The sequence below is a fragment of the Sodalinema gerasimenkoae IPPAS B-353 genome (assembly GCF_009846485.1).
Classification (GTDB): domain Bacteria; phylum Cyanobacteriota; class Cyanobacteriia; order Cyanobacteriales; family Geitlerinemataceae; genus Sodalinema; species Sodalinema gerasimenkoae.
This window is the reverse complement of the sequence record NZ_ML776472.1, coordinates 4,137,671-4,154,099: the sequence shown is the minus strand read 5'-3', so window position 1 is coordinate 4,154,099 and position 16,429 is coordinate 4,137,671. Positions and strand designations below refer to the sequence as shown.

General features: G+C 50.2%; 16 protein-coding genes. 15 read left to right on the top strand and 1 reads right to left on the bottom strand.

Going from position 1 to position 16,429, the window contains the following annotated elements:
- Nucleotides 1–2 precede the first annotated feature (2 nt).
- The 3 genes from L855_RS17955 (at nt 3) to L855_RS17945 (ending at nt 4,635) form a co-directional block, all read left to right on the top strand.
- A complete protein-coding gene (locus L855_RS17955; protein ID WP_219729947.1) occupies nt 3–1,082 on the top strand; it encodes an AAA family ATPase in 1,080 nt (359 codons plus the stop codon).
- 23 nt (nt 1,083–1,105) lie between these two features.
- Nucleotides 1,106–3,685 carry a formylglycine-generating enzyme family protein gene (locus L855_RS22020; RefSeq protein ID WP_246199024.1) on the top strand — a complete coding sequence of 860 codons (2,580 nt, stop codon included), beginning with the start codon at nt 1,106–1,108 and terminating at the stop codon, nt 3,683–3,685.
- A gap of 98 nt (nt 3,686–3,783) precedes the next feature.
- A complete protein-coding gene (locus L855_RS17945; protein ID WP_246199022.1) occupies nt 3,784–4,635 on the top strand; it encodes a formylglycine-generating enzyme family protein in 852 nt (283 codons plus the stop codon).
- 221 nt (nt 4,636–4,856) lie between these two features.
- Here L855_RS17945 and L855_RS17940 read toward each other — a convergent pair whose 3' ends face one another.
- On the bottom strand, nt 4,857–5,501 hold the full coding sequence (locus tag L855_RS17940) for a Uma2 family endonuclease (RefSeq protein WP_159790329.1): 645 nt from the start codon (nt 5,499–5,501) through the stop codon (nt 4,857–4,859).
- A 164-nt stretch (nt 5,502–5,665) separates the two neighbouring features.
- Here L855_RS17940 and L855_RS17935 point away from each other — a divergent pair, with 164 nt between their 5' ends.
- From L855_RS17935 to L855_RS17885, 12 genes are all read left to right on the top strand, one after another.
- A complete protein-coding gene (locus L855_RS17935; protein WP_159790326.1) occupies nt 5,666–7,171 on the top strand; it encodes a coiled-coil domain-containing protein in 1,506 nt (501 codons plus the stop codon).
- A gap of 84 nt (nt 7,172–7,255) precedes the next feature.
- Entirely contained in the window at nt 7,256–7,390 is a 135-nt protein-coding gene (locus L855_RS22315; protein WP_281349525.1) for a type II toxin-antitoxin system RelE family toxin, read from the top strand.
- A 101-nt stretch (nt 7,391–7,491) separates the two neighbouring features.
- A complete protein-coding gene (locus L855_RS17930) occupies nt 7,492–7,779 on the top strand; it encodes a hypothetical protein (protein WP_219729946.1) in 288 nt (95 codons plus the stop codon).
- A 15-nt stretch (nt 7,780–7,794) separates the two neighbouring features.
- Complete coding sequence (locus L855_RS17925; RefSeq protein WP_159790322.1) at nt 7,795–8,133, top strand: hypothetical protein; 339 nt, start codon at nt 7,795–7,797, stop codon at nt 8,131–8,133.
- 63 nt (nt 8,134–8,196) lie between these two features.
- The gene (locus L855_RS17920) at nt 8,197–10,728 is read left to right on the top strand and encodes an AAA family ATPase (RefSeq protein ID WP_159790319.1); all 2,532 of its coding nucleotides are present in this window, start codon (nt 8,197–8,199) and stop codon (nt 10,726–10,728) included.
- Between the two features lie 49 nt (nt 10,729–10,777).
- The gene (locus tag L855_RS17915) at nt 10,778–11,680 is read left to right on the top strand and encodes a Dam family site-specific DNA-(adenine-N6)-methyltransferase (RefSeq protein WP_159790317.1); all 903 of its coding nucleotides are present in this window, start codon (nt 10,778–10,780) and stop codon (nt 11,678–11,680) included.
- Between the two features lie 583 nt (nt 11,681–12,263).
- A complete protein-coding gene (locus L855_RS21510; RefSeq protein ID WP_219729945.1) occupies nt 12,264–12,419 on the top strand; it encodes a hypothetical protein in 156 nt (51 codons plus the stop codon).
- 139 nt (nt 12,420–12,558) lie between these two features.
- A complete protein-coding gene (locus tag L855_RS17905) occupies nt 12,559–13,842 on the top strand; it encodes a WD40 domain-containing protein (RefSeq protein ID WP_159790315.1) in 1,284 nt (427 codons plus the stop codon).
- Between the two features lie 224 nt (nt 13,843–14,066).
- Nucleotides 14,067–14,186, top strand: coding sequence for a zinc-ribbon domain-containing protein (locus L855_RS22960; RefSeq protein WP_425500582.1), 120 nt, complete (start codon nt 14,067–14,069; stop codon nt 14,184–14,186).
- Nucleotides 14,146–14,256 (top strand): zinc-ribbon domain-containing protein, encoded by a 111-nt coding sequence (locus L855_RS17895; RefSeq protein ID WP_159790311.1) that lies wholly within the window; start codon nt 14,146–14,148, stop codon nt 14,254–14,256. The genes L855_RS22960 and L855_RS17895 overlap by 41 nt, the downstream gene beginning before the upstream one ends.
- A 34-nt stretch (nt 14,257–14,290) precedes the next feature.
- A complete protein-coding gene (locus L855_RS17890; RefSeq protein WP_159790309.1) occupies nt 14,291–15,382 on the top strand; it encodes a WD40 repeat domain-containing protein in 1,092 nt (363 codons plus the stop codon).
- A gap of 297 nt (nt 15,383–15,679) precedes the next feature.
- The coding region (locus L855_RS17885; RefSeq protein ID WP_159790307.1) for a zinc-ribbon domain-containing protein at nt 15,680–16,429 on the top strand (750 nt) is incomplete at its 3' end.

Genomic DNA, 16,429 nt, shown 5'->3' with positions numbered 1-16,429 from the left:
CTATGACCGATACAGACATGACTGATCAACAATGGAAACGCTTTTTAGGTAATGGTCGCTCTCGTCCGTTGACTGAGTTACCAGACCCCCCAGCCTGGCGGCGGTTTATGCCCGATGAAGAGTTCCAAGAGAACCATCAAGACAGCAGTGAAAGCCGTTGGGAGAAAATTCAGGACTTGGCGGAAACCGACAGCCGAGGGAAAGAACGGGGGGAAAGTTTCCGTATTGAGGAGAAGGATGCCGATATTTTTAATGCCGTCAATGCGGCCCTCTATCTTCGGCGACCGCTACTGGTGACCGGAAAGCCGGGTTCTGGTAAGACGTCCCTAGCTTATGCGATCGCCTATGAATTGAAACTCGGGTCTGTCTTGTCGTGGTCGATCAATGCTCGATCGCTCCTCGATGACGCGCTCTATCAATATGATGCGATCGCCCGTCTCCAAGACGCTCAACTCAAACGCGAAAAACCCATTGGCAGCTATATCCGTCTCGGTCCCGTGGGAACAGCCTTTCTCCCCTCGGCTTTACCTCGGGTGCTACTGATTGATGAAATTGATAAGTGCGATATCAACCTACCCAACGACCTTCTAGAACTATTTGAAGAAGGTCGTTATCACATCCCGGAACTGGTCCGCCGTCAAGACGAACTCCAGGAATCCGTTGACGTCGCAACCGCAGATCGAGATGTGCCAGCACGCATTTCCCAAGGTCGGGTCTTTTGCTACCAATTTCCCCTCGTCGTCATGACCAGTAACGGGGAACGGGACTTTCCCCCAGCCTTTCTACGCCGCTGTTTACGCCTCAGAATGCCTGACCCGACCCAGAATAAGGGGGCATTAGAGCGGATTGTGGAAGCGCATCTGAAACGAGGACAGGATGCCAAGCGTTGGCAGCGACTAGAGGCAGAAATTGGCGAGATTGTGGATAATTTCATTGCCAAGGGGGGACAAGAAACGGCTGATATTGCGACTGACCAACTCCTCAATGCTGTGTATCTGCTCACGCGGGACGTCAGACCGGATATTGATGAGCGAGATGGCCTCAAAGAGTTGTTATTAAAGGGACTTAGTGAGGAGGACTAGCTATCAAACTGACGACGCGACGATTGATTTCAGTCTTAGGACAGAGACTCGACCTAACCGGAACCGAGATTGCTGAGGCGATTTGGTTGGCGGGTCAACTTTCTGTTGAGGGCGATCGCCATACGGTAGAGGTGAACAGTGAGCGGGTTGAGGAGTCTGAGTCAGACCGGAATGGAGGGGAGGATAACCTGCAAGAGGATAGTGGAAATGACAGTAGAGAAGACCCAGGTTCCACCACCGAGATTGTCCCCCAGCCAGGAGAGTCAGAGGAGTTTCCCCCTTTCCCCGAAGGCCATTACAAACCCATTCCCATTCCTGATCCCGCCGCAATTCCCGAGACTCTACAATACGCGCGGGCCTTGCGTCCCTTAGCCCATAAGATTGCGGTGGGTAAGCCCGAGATTGTGGATGAACGAGCGACCGTTGCCCAGATTGCTGATACGGGAGTGTGGCAACCGGTTCTCAGAGCGAAATTAGAGTTATGGCTCGATATTGTGGTGGTCTATGACCGCAGTCCTTCCATGTGTCTTTGGGGACGCTTTGCCAAAGATTTACGGCAGCTTCTCTCCCGCTATGGGCAATTTCGGGATTTACGAGAGTGGTTCTTTGACTATGACGCTTCAGGAGGAGTGACATTGCGATCGCGCAATGGAACCGTCCATAATCCCCGTGAACTCTTGACGGGCGATCGCCGTCGTCTGATCCTCATTGTGAGTGATTGTGTCGCTCCTGCCTGGCATGAAGGTCAAATTCGTGATGTAGTGGCCGTCTGGGCCGACCATTGCCTGACCGTTCTCTTACAGGTATTTCCCGAGCGGTTGTGGTCTCGCACCGCCCTAGCTCGGGCAACCATGGTACTGTTCGACGCTAAACAGTCGGGACTGGCTAGTAATGAACTCACCCCCAGACCGCGATTATATTGGGATCGCGAGATCATCCATCCCAAACATCGTCCCCCGAGCCAAATTTATCTACCCATCATCACCCTCGACCCCGAAATTCTCTCGGATTTGGCTGGAGTTGCCGTGGGCGATCGCCGGGCCCGGATAGCTGGAATTGCTTGGGATGAAGGCGATTGTCAACCGCTTCAACGCACCCCTAACTCCTCTCCCCAACGGGACCCCCTGGAGTTTTTCCGGCTAACGGCATCTCCCACAGCGCAGAGGTTAGCAAGCTTATTGGCCGCTGCTCCGGTTATTAACCTACCCATCGTGCGTCTGATTCAGCGATCGATGTTGCCTCAGTCCAATCCAGCTCATGTGGCGGAAGTGTTGATGAGTCGGGTGTTTACGCGGGTCGGTTCAGTCACCCCGACTCTGGAAAATGCTGAATCTTTGTTGTATCAGGTGCGGAGTGAATCCGTCCGGCAACAGTTGTTGGAGAACACAGACCTGTTGGAGACGGTGGATGTTATTGAACAGGTGTCTGCCTATGTTGCCCGGCGCTTGGGGAAATCGATGGAGCAATTTAAAGCCCTTTTGCGTTATCCCCAGCAAGCTAAGCCCGAAGAAGGGGCGTTTCTTCAAGCATTTGCCAGAGTGACCGGGACGGTGTTGCGTAGCTTGGGGAATGAGTTTGCTGCCCTGGCACCCCGTCCTGAACCGCTACTGATTATAGGGGCAATGGCGGGGGCAATGCAGTTAGAGGAATTAGAGAAAGATGTCCCAGATGGGTTTCCTCCTCTGAAAGTTTTGGAGTATGAAAGTGCCGTTATCATAGAGATTAAGGATGTTTTGAAAAATATGTTCAAATTTGAGTTCGCAACTCTAAATCGTAACGGCAATGACTGGGTAATTCAGCGCCGCCAGGGTGAGGCAGAAGGCTATGTTGAACCTCTTGATAATGATGTGGAATTAGAGATGATCTTGATTCCTTCCGGGACTTTCCTCATGGGAGCGCCAGAAGATGAACCTGAAAGCGAAGATAGCGAAAGACCCCAACGTCAGGTAACCGTTTCTCAATTTTTCATGGGGCGTTATCCCATTACACAAACCCAATGGCGGGTGGTTGCAAGCTATCCAGTTTTTGAACGTGATCTAGATCCTGACCCTTCACGTTTTAAAGGCGATGATTTACCCGTCGAGCAAATTAGTTGGCTTGATGCCATAGAATTTTGTCAACGACTCTCTAAGCAGACTGGACAACGTTATCGTCTCCCCAGTGAGTCCGAGTGGGAATATGCTTGTCGAGCTGGAACTCAGACCCCCTTTTATTTTGGCGAAACTCTCAGCTCAGAGCTGGCTAATTACGATGGGACCTATGGCTACAATGAGGGGCCTAAAGGTATTTATTATCGATCAACTACCGTAGTACAAACCTTTCCTACTAATGCTTGGGGATTACACGACATGCACGGCAATATCTGGGAATGGTGTCAAGATGACTGGCATGATAACTATGACCGTGCGCCAATAGATGGTACTGCTTGGGTGAATGCAAACTCTAGAATCAATCGAAAAGTACTGCGCGGTGGCTCCTGGTTCGCCGATCCAAGGTACTGTCGTAGTGCTATTCGTGACTACTTCAATGCAGCCGGTTACTTTTACTACGGTAGTGGTTTGCGAGTCGTGTGTGTCCCGGTGGTCGTGGTGCCTAACCCCTAGGCGATCGACTTTTCTTAGTCCTGAATCCCTGAGTCCCTTGGCACGTCTTCCCTCTTCACTCTGTCCGTCTTACATTTTTGCTCTGTCATCAACTCACCGTGAACAGCCCTCTCAAGCGCCGTATCATCATCCATCGAGAAAAACGTCGCACCACCTACTTCAGCGAACCCCTCAGCGACGAAGTTGGCTTAGACATGGTGCAGATTCCTGGAGGAACCTTCCTCATGGGGTCACCCAAGGATGAGTTAGATAACTATGAAGATGAACAGCCCCAACATTCCGTCACCGTCCCCTCATTCTTTATGGGGCGCTATCCCATTACCCAGGCCCAATGGCGCCTGGTGGCAGGCTATCCAGAGGTAGAACGGGAACTGAAGCCAGACCCATCTGAGTTTAAGGGCGAGAACCGTCCCGTTGAGCAGGTGAGTTGGCAGGATGCAGTGGAGTTTTGCCAACGACTCTCTATTAAAACCTCACGCAGCTACCGCCTCCCCAGTGAAGCGGAGTGGGAATATGCCTGTCGAGCTGGAACTCAAACCCCATTTCATTTTGGTGAAACCTTGACAGATGAGCTGGCGAACTATCATGCCACAGAAGTTTATGGTCGTGGTGTTGAGGGTGAGTACCGAGGTGAAACCACAGAGGTTGGGCAGTTTCCCCCGAATAATTTTGGTTTGCATGATATGCACGGCAATGTTTGGGAATGGTGTCAGGATGACTGGCATCCTAACTATGAGGGTGCGCCAGAGGATGGGAGTGCTTGGGTTGATGACGATTCTAAAAATAAGCGAAAAGTGCTGCGCGGCGGGTCCTGGTACTTCTATCCCAGGTACTGTCGTTGCGCCATTCGCTTCGACAATTCGCGCGATGTCTTCGTCGGCAGGAGTTTTCGGGTCGTGTGTGTGCCTGTGGTCGCGGGGCGTGTCCCCCGGGCGATGGACTTTTCTTAGTCCTTAAGCCCTCAGGCGCTTTATTCTTTGCCCTCTTTTCCCCCGGCGCAACGCGCCTTTTTTTTATTTTTTTCCAACGAATAGCATCAGACACCGGTTATCTGACCCTCAGCCACCCCCCCTCCCAGACACCCTGACGACTGGGGTCGAATGCCAGAGACCGGGTTTCTTCAAGAAACTCGGTCTCTCAACAGGCTGGAACCCTCTCCCGATTCCCCTCCCTAGTCACCCACCTCGCGGCAAAACTGTCGCACAGCACGAATCACCGTTAAATCTGTCCCCGTCTGACGCAATGCTAACCACTGATTCAGTTGCACGACAGTCACCCCAGGAAAGGCAACACTATGTCCTTGAGGCTCATAGCCTCCCCCCACCTGTCGCAAAATCTCTAACCGTTCCTGACGATACAGCCAAATCTCAGGAACCCCCAACGCCGCATAAATGGGGAGCCGACGCTGGGAACGACTGGCAATATCTACCTCAATGACTAAATCCGGGGCAATGGCTGAGATATCCACGGCGAATCCCTGGCCCTGTTGGGCATTTTGTAGATAAAAACAGCCATCTGGCTCAACCGCACTCTGGGAAGTCGGATTTTCTAGGCGTACTGAACCAAAATCATTGAACTCTAACCCCAATTCGTCCGCCAAGGTGGCAACAATCGCCGCCAAGACTCGACTCAGCAACTCATGCAAGACACCCGGCATCCGAACCTCCAGTTCTCCTCCAGCATAGGCAATCCGACTGGGGCGATTGTCCCCTAAATCCAGTACAAGATGTTCATAGGCGGCCCAAGTTGGGGCCGCCATCACTATGGCACTATCGGGAACTAACCTGATTTGACGGAGACTCGTGACTCCCAGCATTGCCTCATAATCTCCTCTCAGTGACAGGTCTATGATACCCAAGAACCTGGCATTCTCAGGGAAAGCCTTTGTCCCGTCAACGAGTAAAACATTTAAATGACTGGCTTCACTCTGTGGTCAAGCTTTTGTTTATAATAGGCCCATCTTGACAAAAGGTAAAACCTATGAGCGGTGAAAAGCGGCGGTATACGCGGGTTGAAGATACGGAACTACGGCGGTTGCGGGAGTCTGATTCTCGACTGCGATCGCTCCGCAACGATCTCCCGGAACGGCTCAACGCTGTCCAGCAGCAATGTCAGCAACAGATGCAGCAACGACTGGCTCCCCTCGAACAGCGCAGTCAACGCCAGGAACAGGCCATCAGCGGACTGCGAACGGGACTCCAAAGCCTAGAACGAGACACTCAGCAACGGCTCAAACGCCAACGCCAGGAGTTTCAACGCAATCTGCAAGCCTCAGAGAACCGTCAGCAACAGCGATTGCAAACGGAGGTGTCCCGCCTCGAAGGTGCGATGCAACAGGGATTCAGTCAACAGCGTCATGAGTATTTGTCTCTCTTAAATCAGCAACGACAGGAGTATTTTAGTTTAGTTGAAGAACAAGATCGTAAGTTTACGGGACTAATTTTAGAAGAGCGACAAGCACGGCAAAAAGGACAACAAATCTTGCAACGTCAAATTGATGATGTTGTGGAAAATCTGCAAGCGGAACGGGAGCAAAAACAAAAACTCGCTCAAGATTTATTGGCGGATGTTCAGAGCATTTGCCAACAGATGGATCAAGAGTATCAACATGAGCGATTTGCACCCGGTAAACTGGCACAACTGCAAGGAGAACTGGAGCTGGTTCAGCAAAATATCGAGGCGGGGGTGAGTGAGGCGGCGATCGCCAATGCACAACAGACTTATCTGAAATTGGCAGATTTGCGCTTGGAACTTGAGCAAAAAGAGCAAGAATGGCAACTTTACTATCAGGCGGCTTTTGCGGATTTGCAAAACCTCCTCAGTGAAGTGGATGCGAATCGTCAGGTTGAATTAGAACTGGGAGAGGGGGAAGACCTCGATAAATTCAGCGTTGAAGTGGACTATTGGACTCAGGGCCGTTTCAGCGAGTATGAGCAGCATCTGCAAGAGCTTCATCAGCAATTGGTTGAGGGAGAATCGAGCTTAACGACGGAACAACTGAAAGAGTTAAGTCAACGGATTCTGGACCAAGAACCCCAGTTGGCGGAACTCTTGGAACAGGCGAAACTCTCGATTTTGGGGTCACAGATGCGAGCGGAAATCGCGGCGAATGTGGTGGATGCATTGGAGGAGTTAGGCTATAACCGCGTTGAAGATACCTATGAAGGGGACGATAACCGTGATACCTTTGTGGTCAAGCTGAAAAATATTTCTGGGGATGAGGTGGTGACGGTGATTCGTCCTGAGGCTGAGTTTGGCGCTAACTCGGTTTCGATTAATACCTTTAGTCCGACTCTGGTGGATGAACAGGCCACCCGTCAAAATGCTGAGGCGATTTTTAATCTACTCAACGAGGCGGGAATTGAGGCGGTTGGGGAACTTGAGTGTGAGCAAGAGGCGGATTCTCGTTATCAAGACTTGCGTCAGGTTCAACAGCGAGCGACAGAACAACCCCAGTCGTCATCCCAGTCATCATCCCAATCCTAAACATCGATTTCTACGGCTTCTGAGTCGTTGAATGTTGAAATCGCTGTCAAATTTTGAAAACAAGCTCAATCTTACTTAAAAAAAATGGAAACTTTAATTGAATCGACTCGGCGGTTTGAGAAGGATTTAAAGAAACTCGATTCTCGTGACAAAGAGCAAGTCATCAAAGCAATCAACGATTCTGTGGCTTGGGTTGAAGCAGAGTCTCGATTCTCGTGACAAAGAGCAAGTCATCAAAGCAATCAACGATTCTGTGGCTTGGGTTGAAGCAGAGGGTATTCGTCCCTCAGTTAAGCTCTTAGAACTCAAACTAGACTCTCATGTTCAAGGCTATGAGTCTTCTCTGTATTCGTCCCTCAGTTAAGCTCTTAGAACTCAAACTAGACTCTCATGTTCAAGGCTATGAGTCTTCTCTCTATCTGCTCAAGGCTACTCCCCAAAATCGCGTCATTCTGTCAATTGATGATGACCCAATTTTTGGTCAAGTCATCTTTACTTTGTTGGGTATTTTCCCCGTCGATAAGCTAGAACAAAATCTCCCAGGTTTGGTCGAATCTATGTATCAAGCCTTGCGTCAGGAATCCGAAGACGTTCAACTCACAATCTAACGCCTCTTTGTCAAAATGTCACAGACGTTGAAACTTTATGATGAGTATGGGATTATTCATGAGGCTTTAAAGATTCTTCCCAATGATGGCTTGAAGCTTCAGTTTCTTGAAGCTCTAGCTGAGCTGGAAGATGCGTCTTGTCATCGGGAGCGAAATTTTCCTAAAACTCGACTTCACAAAGTTCGTAATATCAAAAAATATGCCATCTACCGAGCGGATATTGATAAGATATCAGGCTGGAGATTGCATATTCAATATATCAATGGCGAAATTCATCTGAAAGATATTATTGAAGGGAAAAGACATGATGATGTAATTCAAGTTATCAAATCTAAAAAAGGACGTTACTCATAATGATTCTTGGTCTTCTGTAACTGAAGTGTCTTACCTTGGTCTTCCTCGTTTTTCTCTCTATTCATGATTAACCGCGTCACCCAACAACTGAATCTCCAAGATGGCGATCGCTTTATTATCCTGTATGGGAATCAAACCAGCGATAGCTTCTGTTCCGCAGATCTCATCCTCCAAGATATTGAACAAGTCCTGCATCAGTACCTACAACAGCAAGGATTCAGCCGCATCATCTACTACTCGGGGGTGGATAAACTCTATTTTCTCGATCGCACCTCCCTCGAACTCAGCCGCAACCCCAACCTCGCCTCAGAACGCCGTTCATCGGAGACGATGAACCTCGAATCGAAATCAATTCCCCTGGGGAAACGTCGGCGGATGCTCCGTCGAAGCTCTCCAGCCAGCCGTTCTCCAGCTCCGAGCCGCACCCCTCCGAGTCGTTTACAGGACATTCAATGTATCAGCTACCTCAATTATTTTATGGAGGATAGTCAGCAGAAAACGGCGATTATTTTCTCCGATGTGGAAGACTTACAACAATTCCAAAATCGGCGAGAACTGTTAGGTCGTATGGTGAAGTGGGGACGACTTCCCGCCAGCCATAAAAATCTCTGTGTGTTTATCTCCCACCATCACAATCAATCTCAATTTCAGGAGTTTTGTCGTCACATTGGCTTTACGTTGTTGGCGAATTGGATGGAAAGTCGCGGCGATCGCACCTTCAACCTCATACAAATGGGTCCCCCCGCCGAGGACGAACTCAGCCATCTCTGGAACTACTTTCGCCTCGTCCAGAAAAAACCCGTGAATTGGCAGGATTATCCAACATTTATTAGCACATTAGCCGCAGAAAAGCAACCCCTAAAAACCTGGTACGATCGCTTTAATCTCGCTCCAGAACTCTCTCTGAAGGTCGCCAAACAGCAGCAATGGCTCTCGGGAGATATTAGCCTGAAACCGGCTCAAGCGCGTCTGGAGGAACTGGTGGGACTTCAGGGAGTGAAACAGGCGATTCGTCGCAAACTTCAGAGGCTCAAGGTGGCTCAAGAACGCCGCCAAAAGGGTCTAAGCCAAGAGCCACAACGACTCCATTTAGTCTTCAAAGGAAATCCCGGAACCGGGAAAACCACCGTAGCGCGATTAGTGGGAGAAATTTATCGAGATTTAGGACTTTTGCGGCGAGGTCAAGTGGTGGAAGTGGGAGGACGAGATTTAGTGGCGGGGTATGTGGGACAGACCTCAATTCGCACCAATGAACGAGTGGATGAAGCCTTAGATGGCGTGTTATTTATTGATGAAGCCTATCAATTAAATCGAGGCGGCGAAACTGATTTTGGACAACAAGCCATTGAAACGTTACTGAAGCGAATGGAAGACGAACGAGAGCGGTTGGCGGTGATTGTGGCGGGATATCCTCAGGAGATGGATGAGTTTTTGGCGGCGAATCCTGGTTTAGAGAGTCGCTTTGCGACAGAGGTTATATTTGAGGATTATCGACCCGAGGAACTTAAGGCAATTTTACAGCAGCGTTTGGCGAGGGTTCAGGGACTCCTCTCCCCAGGGTTAGAGGCGGGATTAAAGAATCTATTTCAGCGAGTTTATGAGGAACGGGGACCGCAATTTGGCAATGGTCGCTTTGTGGAAAATCTCTTTAACCAGATGGATGAGTTGCGGAGTCAGCGGGTGGACGAGCAGCAACTTGACCCCATTCAGGAGCCATTTCAACTGGCAGATTTACCACCGCAGTATGGTCAGTTAGCAAACCAAGGACAGCGCCAGGATGACCAGTTACAGACCTATTTGGGGGAACTGGAGGGATTAACAGGTTTGGAGTCGGTGAAGGGGGTGGTTCGTGAGTTAGTGGATACCCAAATTGCTAATCAACGGTTACAGGAAGCGGGATTATTGAATCTGGCTGAAGTCGAAAGTCGCCATTTATTGTTTTTAGGAAATCCGGGAACCGGGAAGACGACGGTGGCTCGTTTACTGGGGAAAATTTACCGGGTGTTGGGATTGTTGCGGAAAGGACATTTCCGGGAAGTGACTCGTCAGGATTTGGTGGGACAGTATGTGGGACATACGGCGGAGAAAACGAAGCAGGTGCTGGATGAGGCGTTAGATGGGGTGTTGTTTATTGATGAAGCTTATAGTTTATCCCGAGGTGGGAATAGCCAGGATTTTGGACAGGAGGCTATTGACACTTTGGTTCCTTTGCTGGAGAATTATCGCGATCGCCTGGTGGTCATTTTTGCCGGATATTCCCAAGAAATGACAGAATTTCTCAATGCAAATCCGGGGTTAGAATCGCGCCTTTCTCAACAGATTTATTTCCCGGATTATCAAGGAGACGAACTCTATCAAATTTGGCGAGGATTTTGTCAGCGTGATGGTCGTCATTATTCCCCAGAGGTGGCGCAGCAGGTGAGGGAACAGTTGCAGAGGCTGTATCACTCTCGGGGTCAAAATTTTGGCAATGGTCGCGAGGTTCGCAAGCTGTATGAAGCCATGGTGAAAGGATTAAAACAACGTATTGTTCGGGACAATTTGAATGGTGAGGCGATGATGCAGTTTACAATTGCAGATATTCCCCAGATTTAGGGTATCCTAAACTTAGAGAATGACGGGTAGCAGGAATTGCAGTTTAAGCATGGTCAGTGTTCCTCATTTAGTTCAGTATCAAGGAAGTAAACGAAATCTCGCTCAGCGAATTTTAAGGTTTTGTCCTTCCTCTGTTCCTCGACTGGTAGAACCCTTTGCGGGGACAGCGGCGATGAGTGTGGCGGCGGCGATGCAACGCCGGTCTGGTCAATTTTGGCTCAATGATTTAAATTCGCCTTTAATTGAGTTACTAAAGTTAGTGATTTACCATCCCCAGGAGTTGGCGGATAGCTATGCAGACCTTTGGAGTCAACAAGAGTCTGATTCGATGAGTCATTATTTTGGCGTCAGAAGACAATTCAACGAAACTCAAGACCCAAAACTGTTTTTATACTTATTAGCTCGGTGTGTGAAGGGTGCGGTTCGTTATAATTCTCAAGGGGAGTTTAATCAGAGTCCTGATAAGCGACGTCGGGGAACTCGACCGGAAACGATGCGAAAAAATATTGAAGGAGTCTCTCGACTTTTGCGGGGTCACTGTGAGTTGACAGCTTGGGATTATCGAGAGGTGTTAGAGGGGGTGTCTCCCGGAGATTTGCTTTATCTTGACCCTCCCTATCAGGGAGTTTGCGGTCGGGGAGATTCTCGCTATTTATCGGGGATTGAGTTTCATGAGTTTGTCTTGGCTCTTGAGGAACTGAATCAGAGGGGAATTGCTTTTATCCTTAGTTATGACGGACAGCGGGGAGAGACGCGATTTGGTCAAGCTTTACCCAAGAGTTTAGGACTTCAGCATATCACACTGACAGCGGGGCGATCGTCTCAAGCAACGCTCCTGGGTCGAGACGAGGTGACGATTGAGTCACTTTACCTTTCCCCAAGTTTATGCAAGCAGCATCCTATCGATATTCCCAGCGAAACTCGGGAGCCACGACAACTCACACTTTGGTGATACTATGGAAAATGGAAAGCCTCTCCCGGATTATTTTCTCAAACTTTGTCAATCTGTGACAGCAAAACGTCCTAAGGTTGTCATTGACCATATTTTGGAATATGGATTTATTACCACTTAAGAAATAAAAGAGAGATACGGATATAATCATCCTCCGAGAGCAGCCAGAGATGTTCGGGAACTTGGGATTCCCTTAGAGACGTTTCGAGTTACATCTCGTGATGGTCGCAAAATTGCCGCTTATCGATTTGGAGATATCACTAAGGTCAGGTTTTCTAAAACGTCCGGTCGAACTGGATTATCTAAACAAATCAAAGACGCTTTAATCGACCAATATGGTTGTCAATGTTTTATTTATTTAGAGGAGATTGAGGAACGAGAGTTGTAAATCGACCATCGTATTCCGTTTGAAGTGGGGGGAGAGCCGGAGTTAGATGCCGATAATTTCATGCTTCTTTGTGGTTCGGCAAATCGAGCGAAATCTTGGTCTTGTGAACAATGTGATAATTGGAAAAACTTAAAAGACCCATCAATCTGTTCTTCCTGTTACTGGGCTTTTCCTGAGGAATACGAGCATATTGCAATGCAGCCCATTCGACGAGTTGATTTGCTGTGGCAAGGAGACGATATCGAGACCTATGAGCATCTTAAAGAACGAGCTATTACCATGAATAAAAGCTTGTCCGATTTGGTAAAAGACATGATTAAACAAGCATTAGAAAATCCTGATAGTTCCTAAGTGTTTCTGTTCAAAGTGATACTGAGATGACCCAATTAAAATGGCCGCAACGCGCCCGTCAGGGTTGCTGGAGGTGGTGCGTTCCTCAAATCACGATAGAATCGTCCTAGAATGTTGTCTCCCTGGCTAAAATTCACCGATGAAATGTCCCGTTTGCGGAAGCCAAAATCCTGACTCCTCAGAGACCTGTTCCGTCTGTGGCTATGACTTGACCCCTTACCCCTATGTACTGGGTGGGATTCCCGAGGCGTTTTTGGAGAAGGAACGGCGGCGAGTGGCGGCGGCGAAACGGGTTTGGGAGAAGTCTCAGGCGCGAGTGGCAGCGGTGGAACGGCGGTGGGAACAAGCTCAGGCACAAGTGGCGGCGTTGGAACGGCGGTGGGAACAAGCTCAGGCACAAGTGGCGGCGGCGGAACGGCGGTGGGGACAAGCGGACCTTAAGCCTCAGTTGCAGCAACTCAAAGTTCAGGAGTCAAGGAATTCGAGAGGAGGGACTAATAAACTATCCCAGCCTTTGAACAAACCGTTCAAGTCGTTTGAGGGCCATTCAGATTCGGTCTGGAGTGCCAATTTCAGCCCTGATGGCACTCAGGTGGTCTCCGCCTCTCGGGACAGAACGGTGAAACTATGGCACGTGGGCAATGGTCAACTCATCAAGTCCTTTGATGGTCATTCGGATTGGGTCCGCAGCGCCAATTTCAGCCTCGATGGCACTCAGGTGGTCTCGGTTTCTAACGACAGAACGGTGAAACTGTGGCAGGTGAGCAATGGTCAACTCATCAAGTCCTTTGAGGGTCATTCCGGTTGGGTGACGAGTGCCAATTTCAGCCCCGATGGGACTCGGGTAGTCTCCGCTTCCTTCGACAGAACGGTGAAACTTTGGCAAGTGAGTGATGGCCAACTCCTACAGTCTTTTGAGGGTCATTCTAATTGGGTCAATAGTGCCAATTTCAGCCCCGATGGCATTTGGGTGGTCTCAGCGTCTATTGACGGAACGTTAAAACTGTGGAAGGTGAGTGATGGTCAACTCCTACAGTCTTTTGAGGGTCATTCTTATGGGGTTAACAGTGCGAATTTCAGCCCTGATGGGACTCGGGTGGTCTCCGCTTCCTCCGACAGAACTGTCAAACTATGGCAGGTGAGCAATGGTCAACTCCTAAAATCCTTTGAGGGTCATTCCGGTCAGGTCACGAGTGCGAATTTCAGCCCTAATGGCACTCTGGTGGTCTCGGCTTCCGACGACGGAACCGTGAAACTATGGCAGGTGAACAATGGTCAACTCATACAGTCCTTTGAGGATCACTCAGATTGGGTCAGGAGTGCGAATTTCAGCCCCGATGGCACTCAGGTAGTCTCAGCTTCCAGGGACAGAACCGTCAAACTGTGGCCGCTGAACAGAGCTAATACCAAACCTGTTTACTAAGTCGGGGTACTTCAGATCTGTCCATTGGCTAGACCCCGGTCAAAACCAACAACAAACCCATCTCAGGACGGCTCGACTCGGTGGCGGCTCAGGTAAACCTCCCCCGCGCACCCGTCCCCGTGTCTCATCAGATGAGGTGGTGGGTTCTGGGTTGAGGATGGGGAGAGCCATGGAAGCAACCGCATCCCCACTTCACGATACAATTATGCTCAAGTCCCCACCCCATGGATGACCCGCCTATGAAATGTCCCGTTTGCGGAAGCCAAAATCCTGACTCCTCAGAGACCTGTTCCGTCTGTGGCTATGACTATGAAATGTCCCGTTTGCGGAAGCCAAAATCCTGACTCCTCAGAGACCTGTTCCGTCTGTGGCTATGACTTGACCCCTTACCCTTTGCGGAAGCCAAAATCCTGACTCCTCAGAGACCTGTTCCGTCTGTGGCTATGACTTGACCCCTTACCCGTCTGTACTGGGTGAGATTCCCGAGGCGTTTTTGCAGAAGGAACAGCGGCGAGTGGCGGCGGCGAAACGAGTTTGGGAACAAGCACAGGCGCGAGTGGCGGCGGTGGAAGCGAAACAGGCGGAACTGGAGGCCCAGTTACAGCAACTCCAAGCTCAGGAGTCGAGAACATCGTCGGGGTTGACGGGTTATGAATCTATCCTCATCCGGTCTTTTAAGAGTCATTCCGATGAGGTCTGGAGTGCCAATTTCAGCCCCGATGGCACTCAGATCGTCTCAGCCTCTAAGGACAGAACGGTGAAACTGTGGCGGGTGAGCGATGGTCAACTCATCCGGTCTTTTAAGGGTCATTCGGATCAGGTCAGGACTACCAATTTCAGCCCTGATGGCACGATGGTGGTCTCCCCTTCCTGGGACAAAACGGTGAATCTGTGGCGGGTGAGCGATGGTCAACTCATCCGGTCTTTTAAGGGTCATTCTAATCTGGTCAGGAGTGCCAATTTCAGCCCCGATGGGACTCTGGTGGTCTCCGCTTCCTCCGATAGAACGGTAAAACTGTGGCAGGTAAGTGATGGTCAACTCATCCGGTCGTTTAAGGGTCATGCAGATACGGTCGCGAGTGCGAATTTTAGTCCTGATGGCATTCAGGTAGTTTCCGGTTCCTCTGATAGAACGGTAAAACTGTGGCAGGTAAGCGATGGTCAACTCATCCGGTCGTTTAAGGGTCATTCGAGTTGGGTCAGGAGTGCCAATTTCAGCCCTGATGGCACGATGGTGGTCTCGGCTTCCCACGACAAAACGGTGAAACTGTGGCCGGTGGGCAATGGTCAACTCATCAAGTCCTTTGAGGGTCATTCCGATGAGGTCATGAGTGCCAATTTCAGCCCCGATGGCACTCAGATCGTCTCAGCGTCTAAGGACAGAACAGTGAAACTGTGGCGGGTCAGCGATGGTCAACTCATCCGGTCTTTTAAGGGTCATTCCCACAAGGTCACGAGTGTCAATTTCAGCCCCGATGGGACGATGGTGGTCTCCGCGTCCTGGGACAAAACGGTGAAACTGTGGCTGGTGAACACCTAGACTCGTCTCATCCATCGCGTCTGTGATTGGCTGGCCCCCTAACTCATCAATGCGAAGACTCCAACCGCCAGGTCAATCTGCGATTATCTCCTCACCATCACTCCTAAGACAAGGGTTCAGGAAACAACTACACTATATAAGGATGCCAAGTCGTGGCGGCGGCCACCCACACCCGCCACAGCACTGACTGACTTCGGGAGTTCAGAGCAGTCACCTCATCAGTTGTCGGGTTTGTTACTCCCTAGCCGCAACTCCTTAATCGCCGCTTGAACTCCGTCCCCCATCACCAACTCACCAATGAAATGTCCCGTTTGCGGAAGCCAAAATCCTGACTCCTCCGAGACTTGTTCTGTCTGTGGCTATGACTTGACCCCTTACCCGTCTGTACTGGGTCAGATTCCCGAGGCGTTTTTGGAGAAGGAACGGCGGCGAGTGGCGGCGGCGAAACGGGTGTGGGAACAAGGTCAAGTGCAAGTGGCAGCGGCGCAACGACGGTGGGAACAAGCACAGGCGCAAGTGACGGCGGCGGAGGCAAAACAAGCCGAACTGGAAGCCCAGTTACGGCAACTCGAAGCTCAGGAGTCGAGGACGTCGCCGGGAGAGACTCATGAACCCATAAGGTTCTTAGACGGTCATTCTGGTCTAGTTACGAGTGCCAATTTCAGCTCTGATGGCACTCTGGTGGTCTCGGCTTCCTGGGACAAAACGGTGAAACTGTGGCAGGTGAGCGATGGTCAGCTCATCCAGTCCTTTGAGGGTCATTCGGGTTGGGTCAGTCATTCGGGTTGGGTCAACAGTGCGAATTTCAGCCCCGATGGCACGATGGTGGTCTCCGCTTCCTCCGATAGAACGGTGAAACTGTGGCGAGTGAGCAATGGTCAACTCATCCGGTCTTTTCAGGGTCATTCGGATTGGGTCAACAGTGCGAATTTCAGCCCCGATGGCACGATGGTGGTCTCCGCTTCCAGGGACAACACGGTGAAACTGTGGCGGGTGAGCAATGGTCAACTCATACAGTCCTTTGAGGGTCATTCGGGTTGGGTCAGG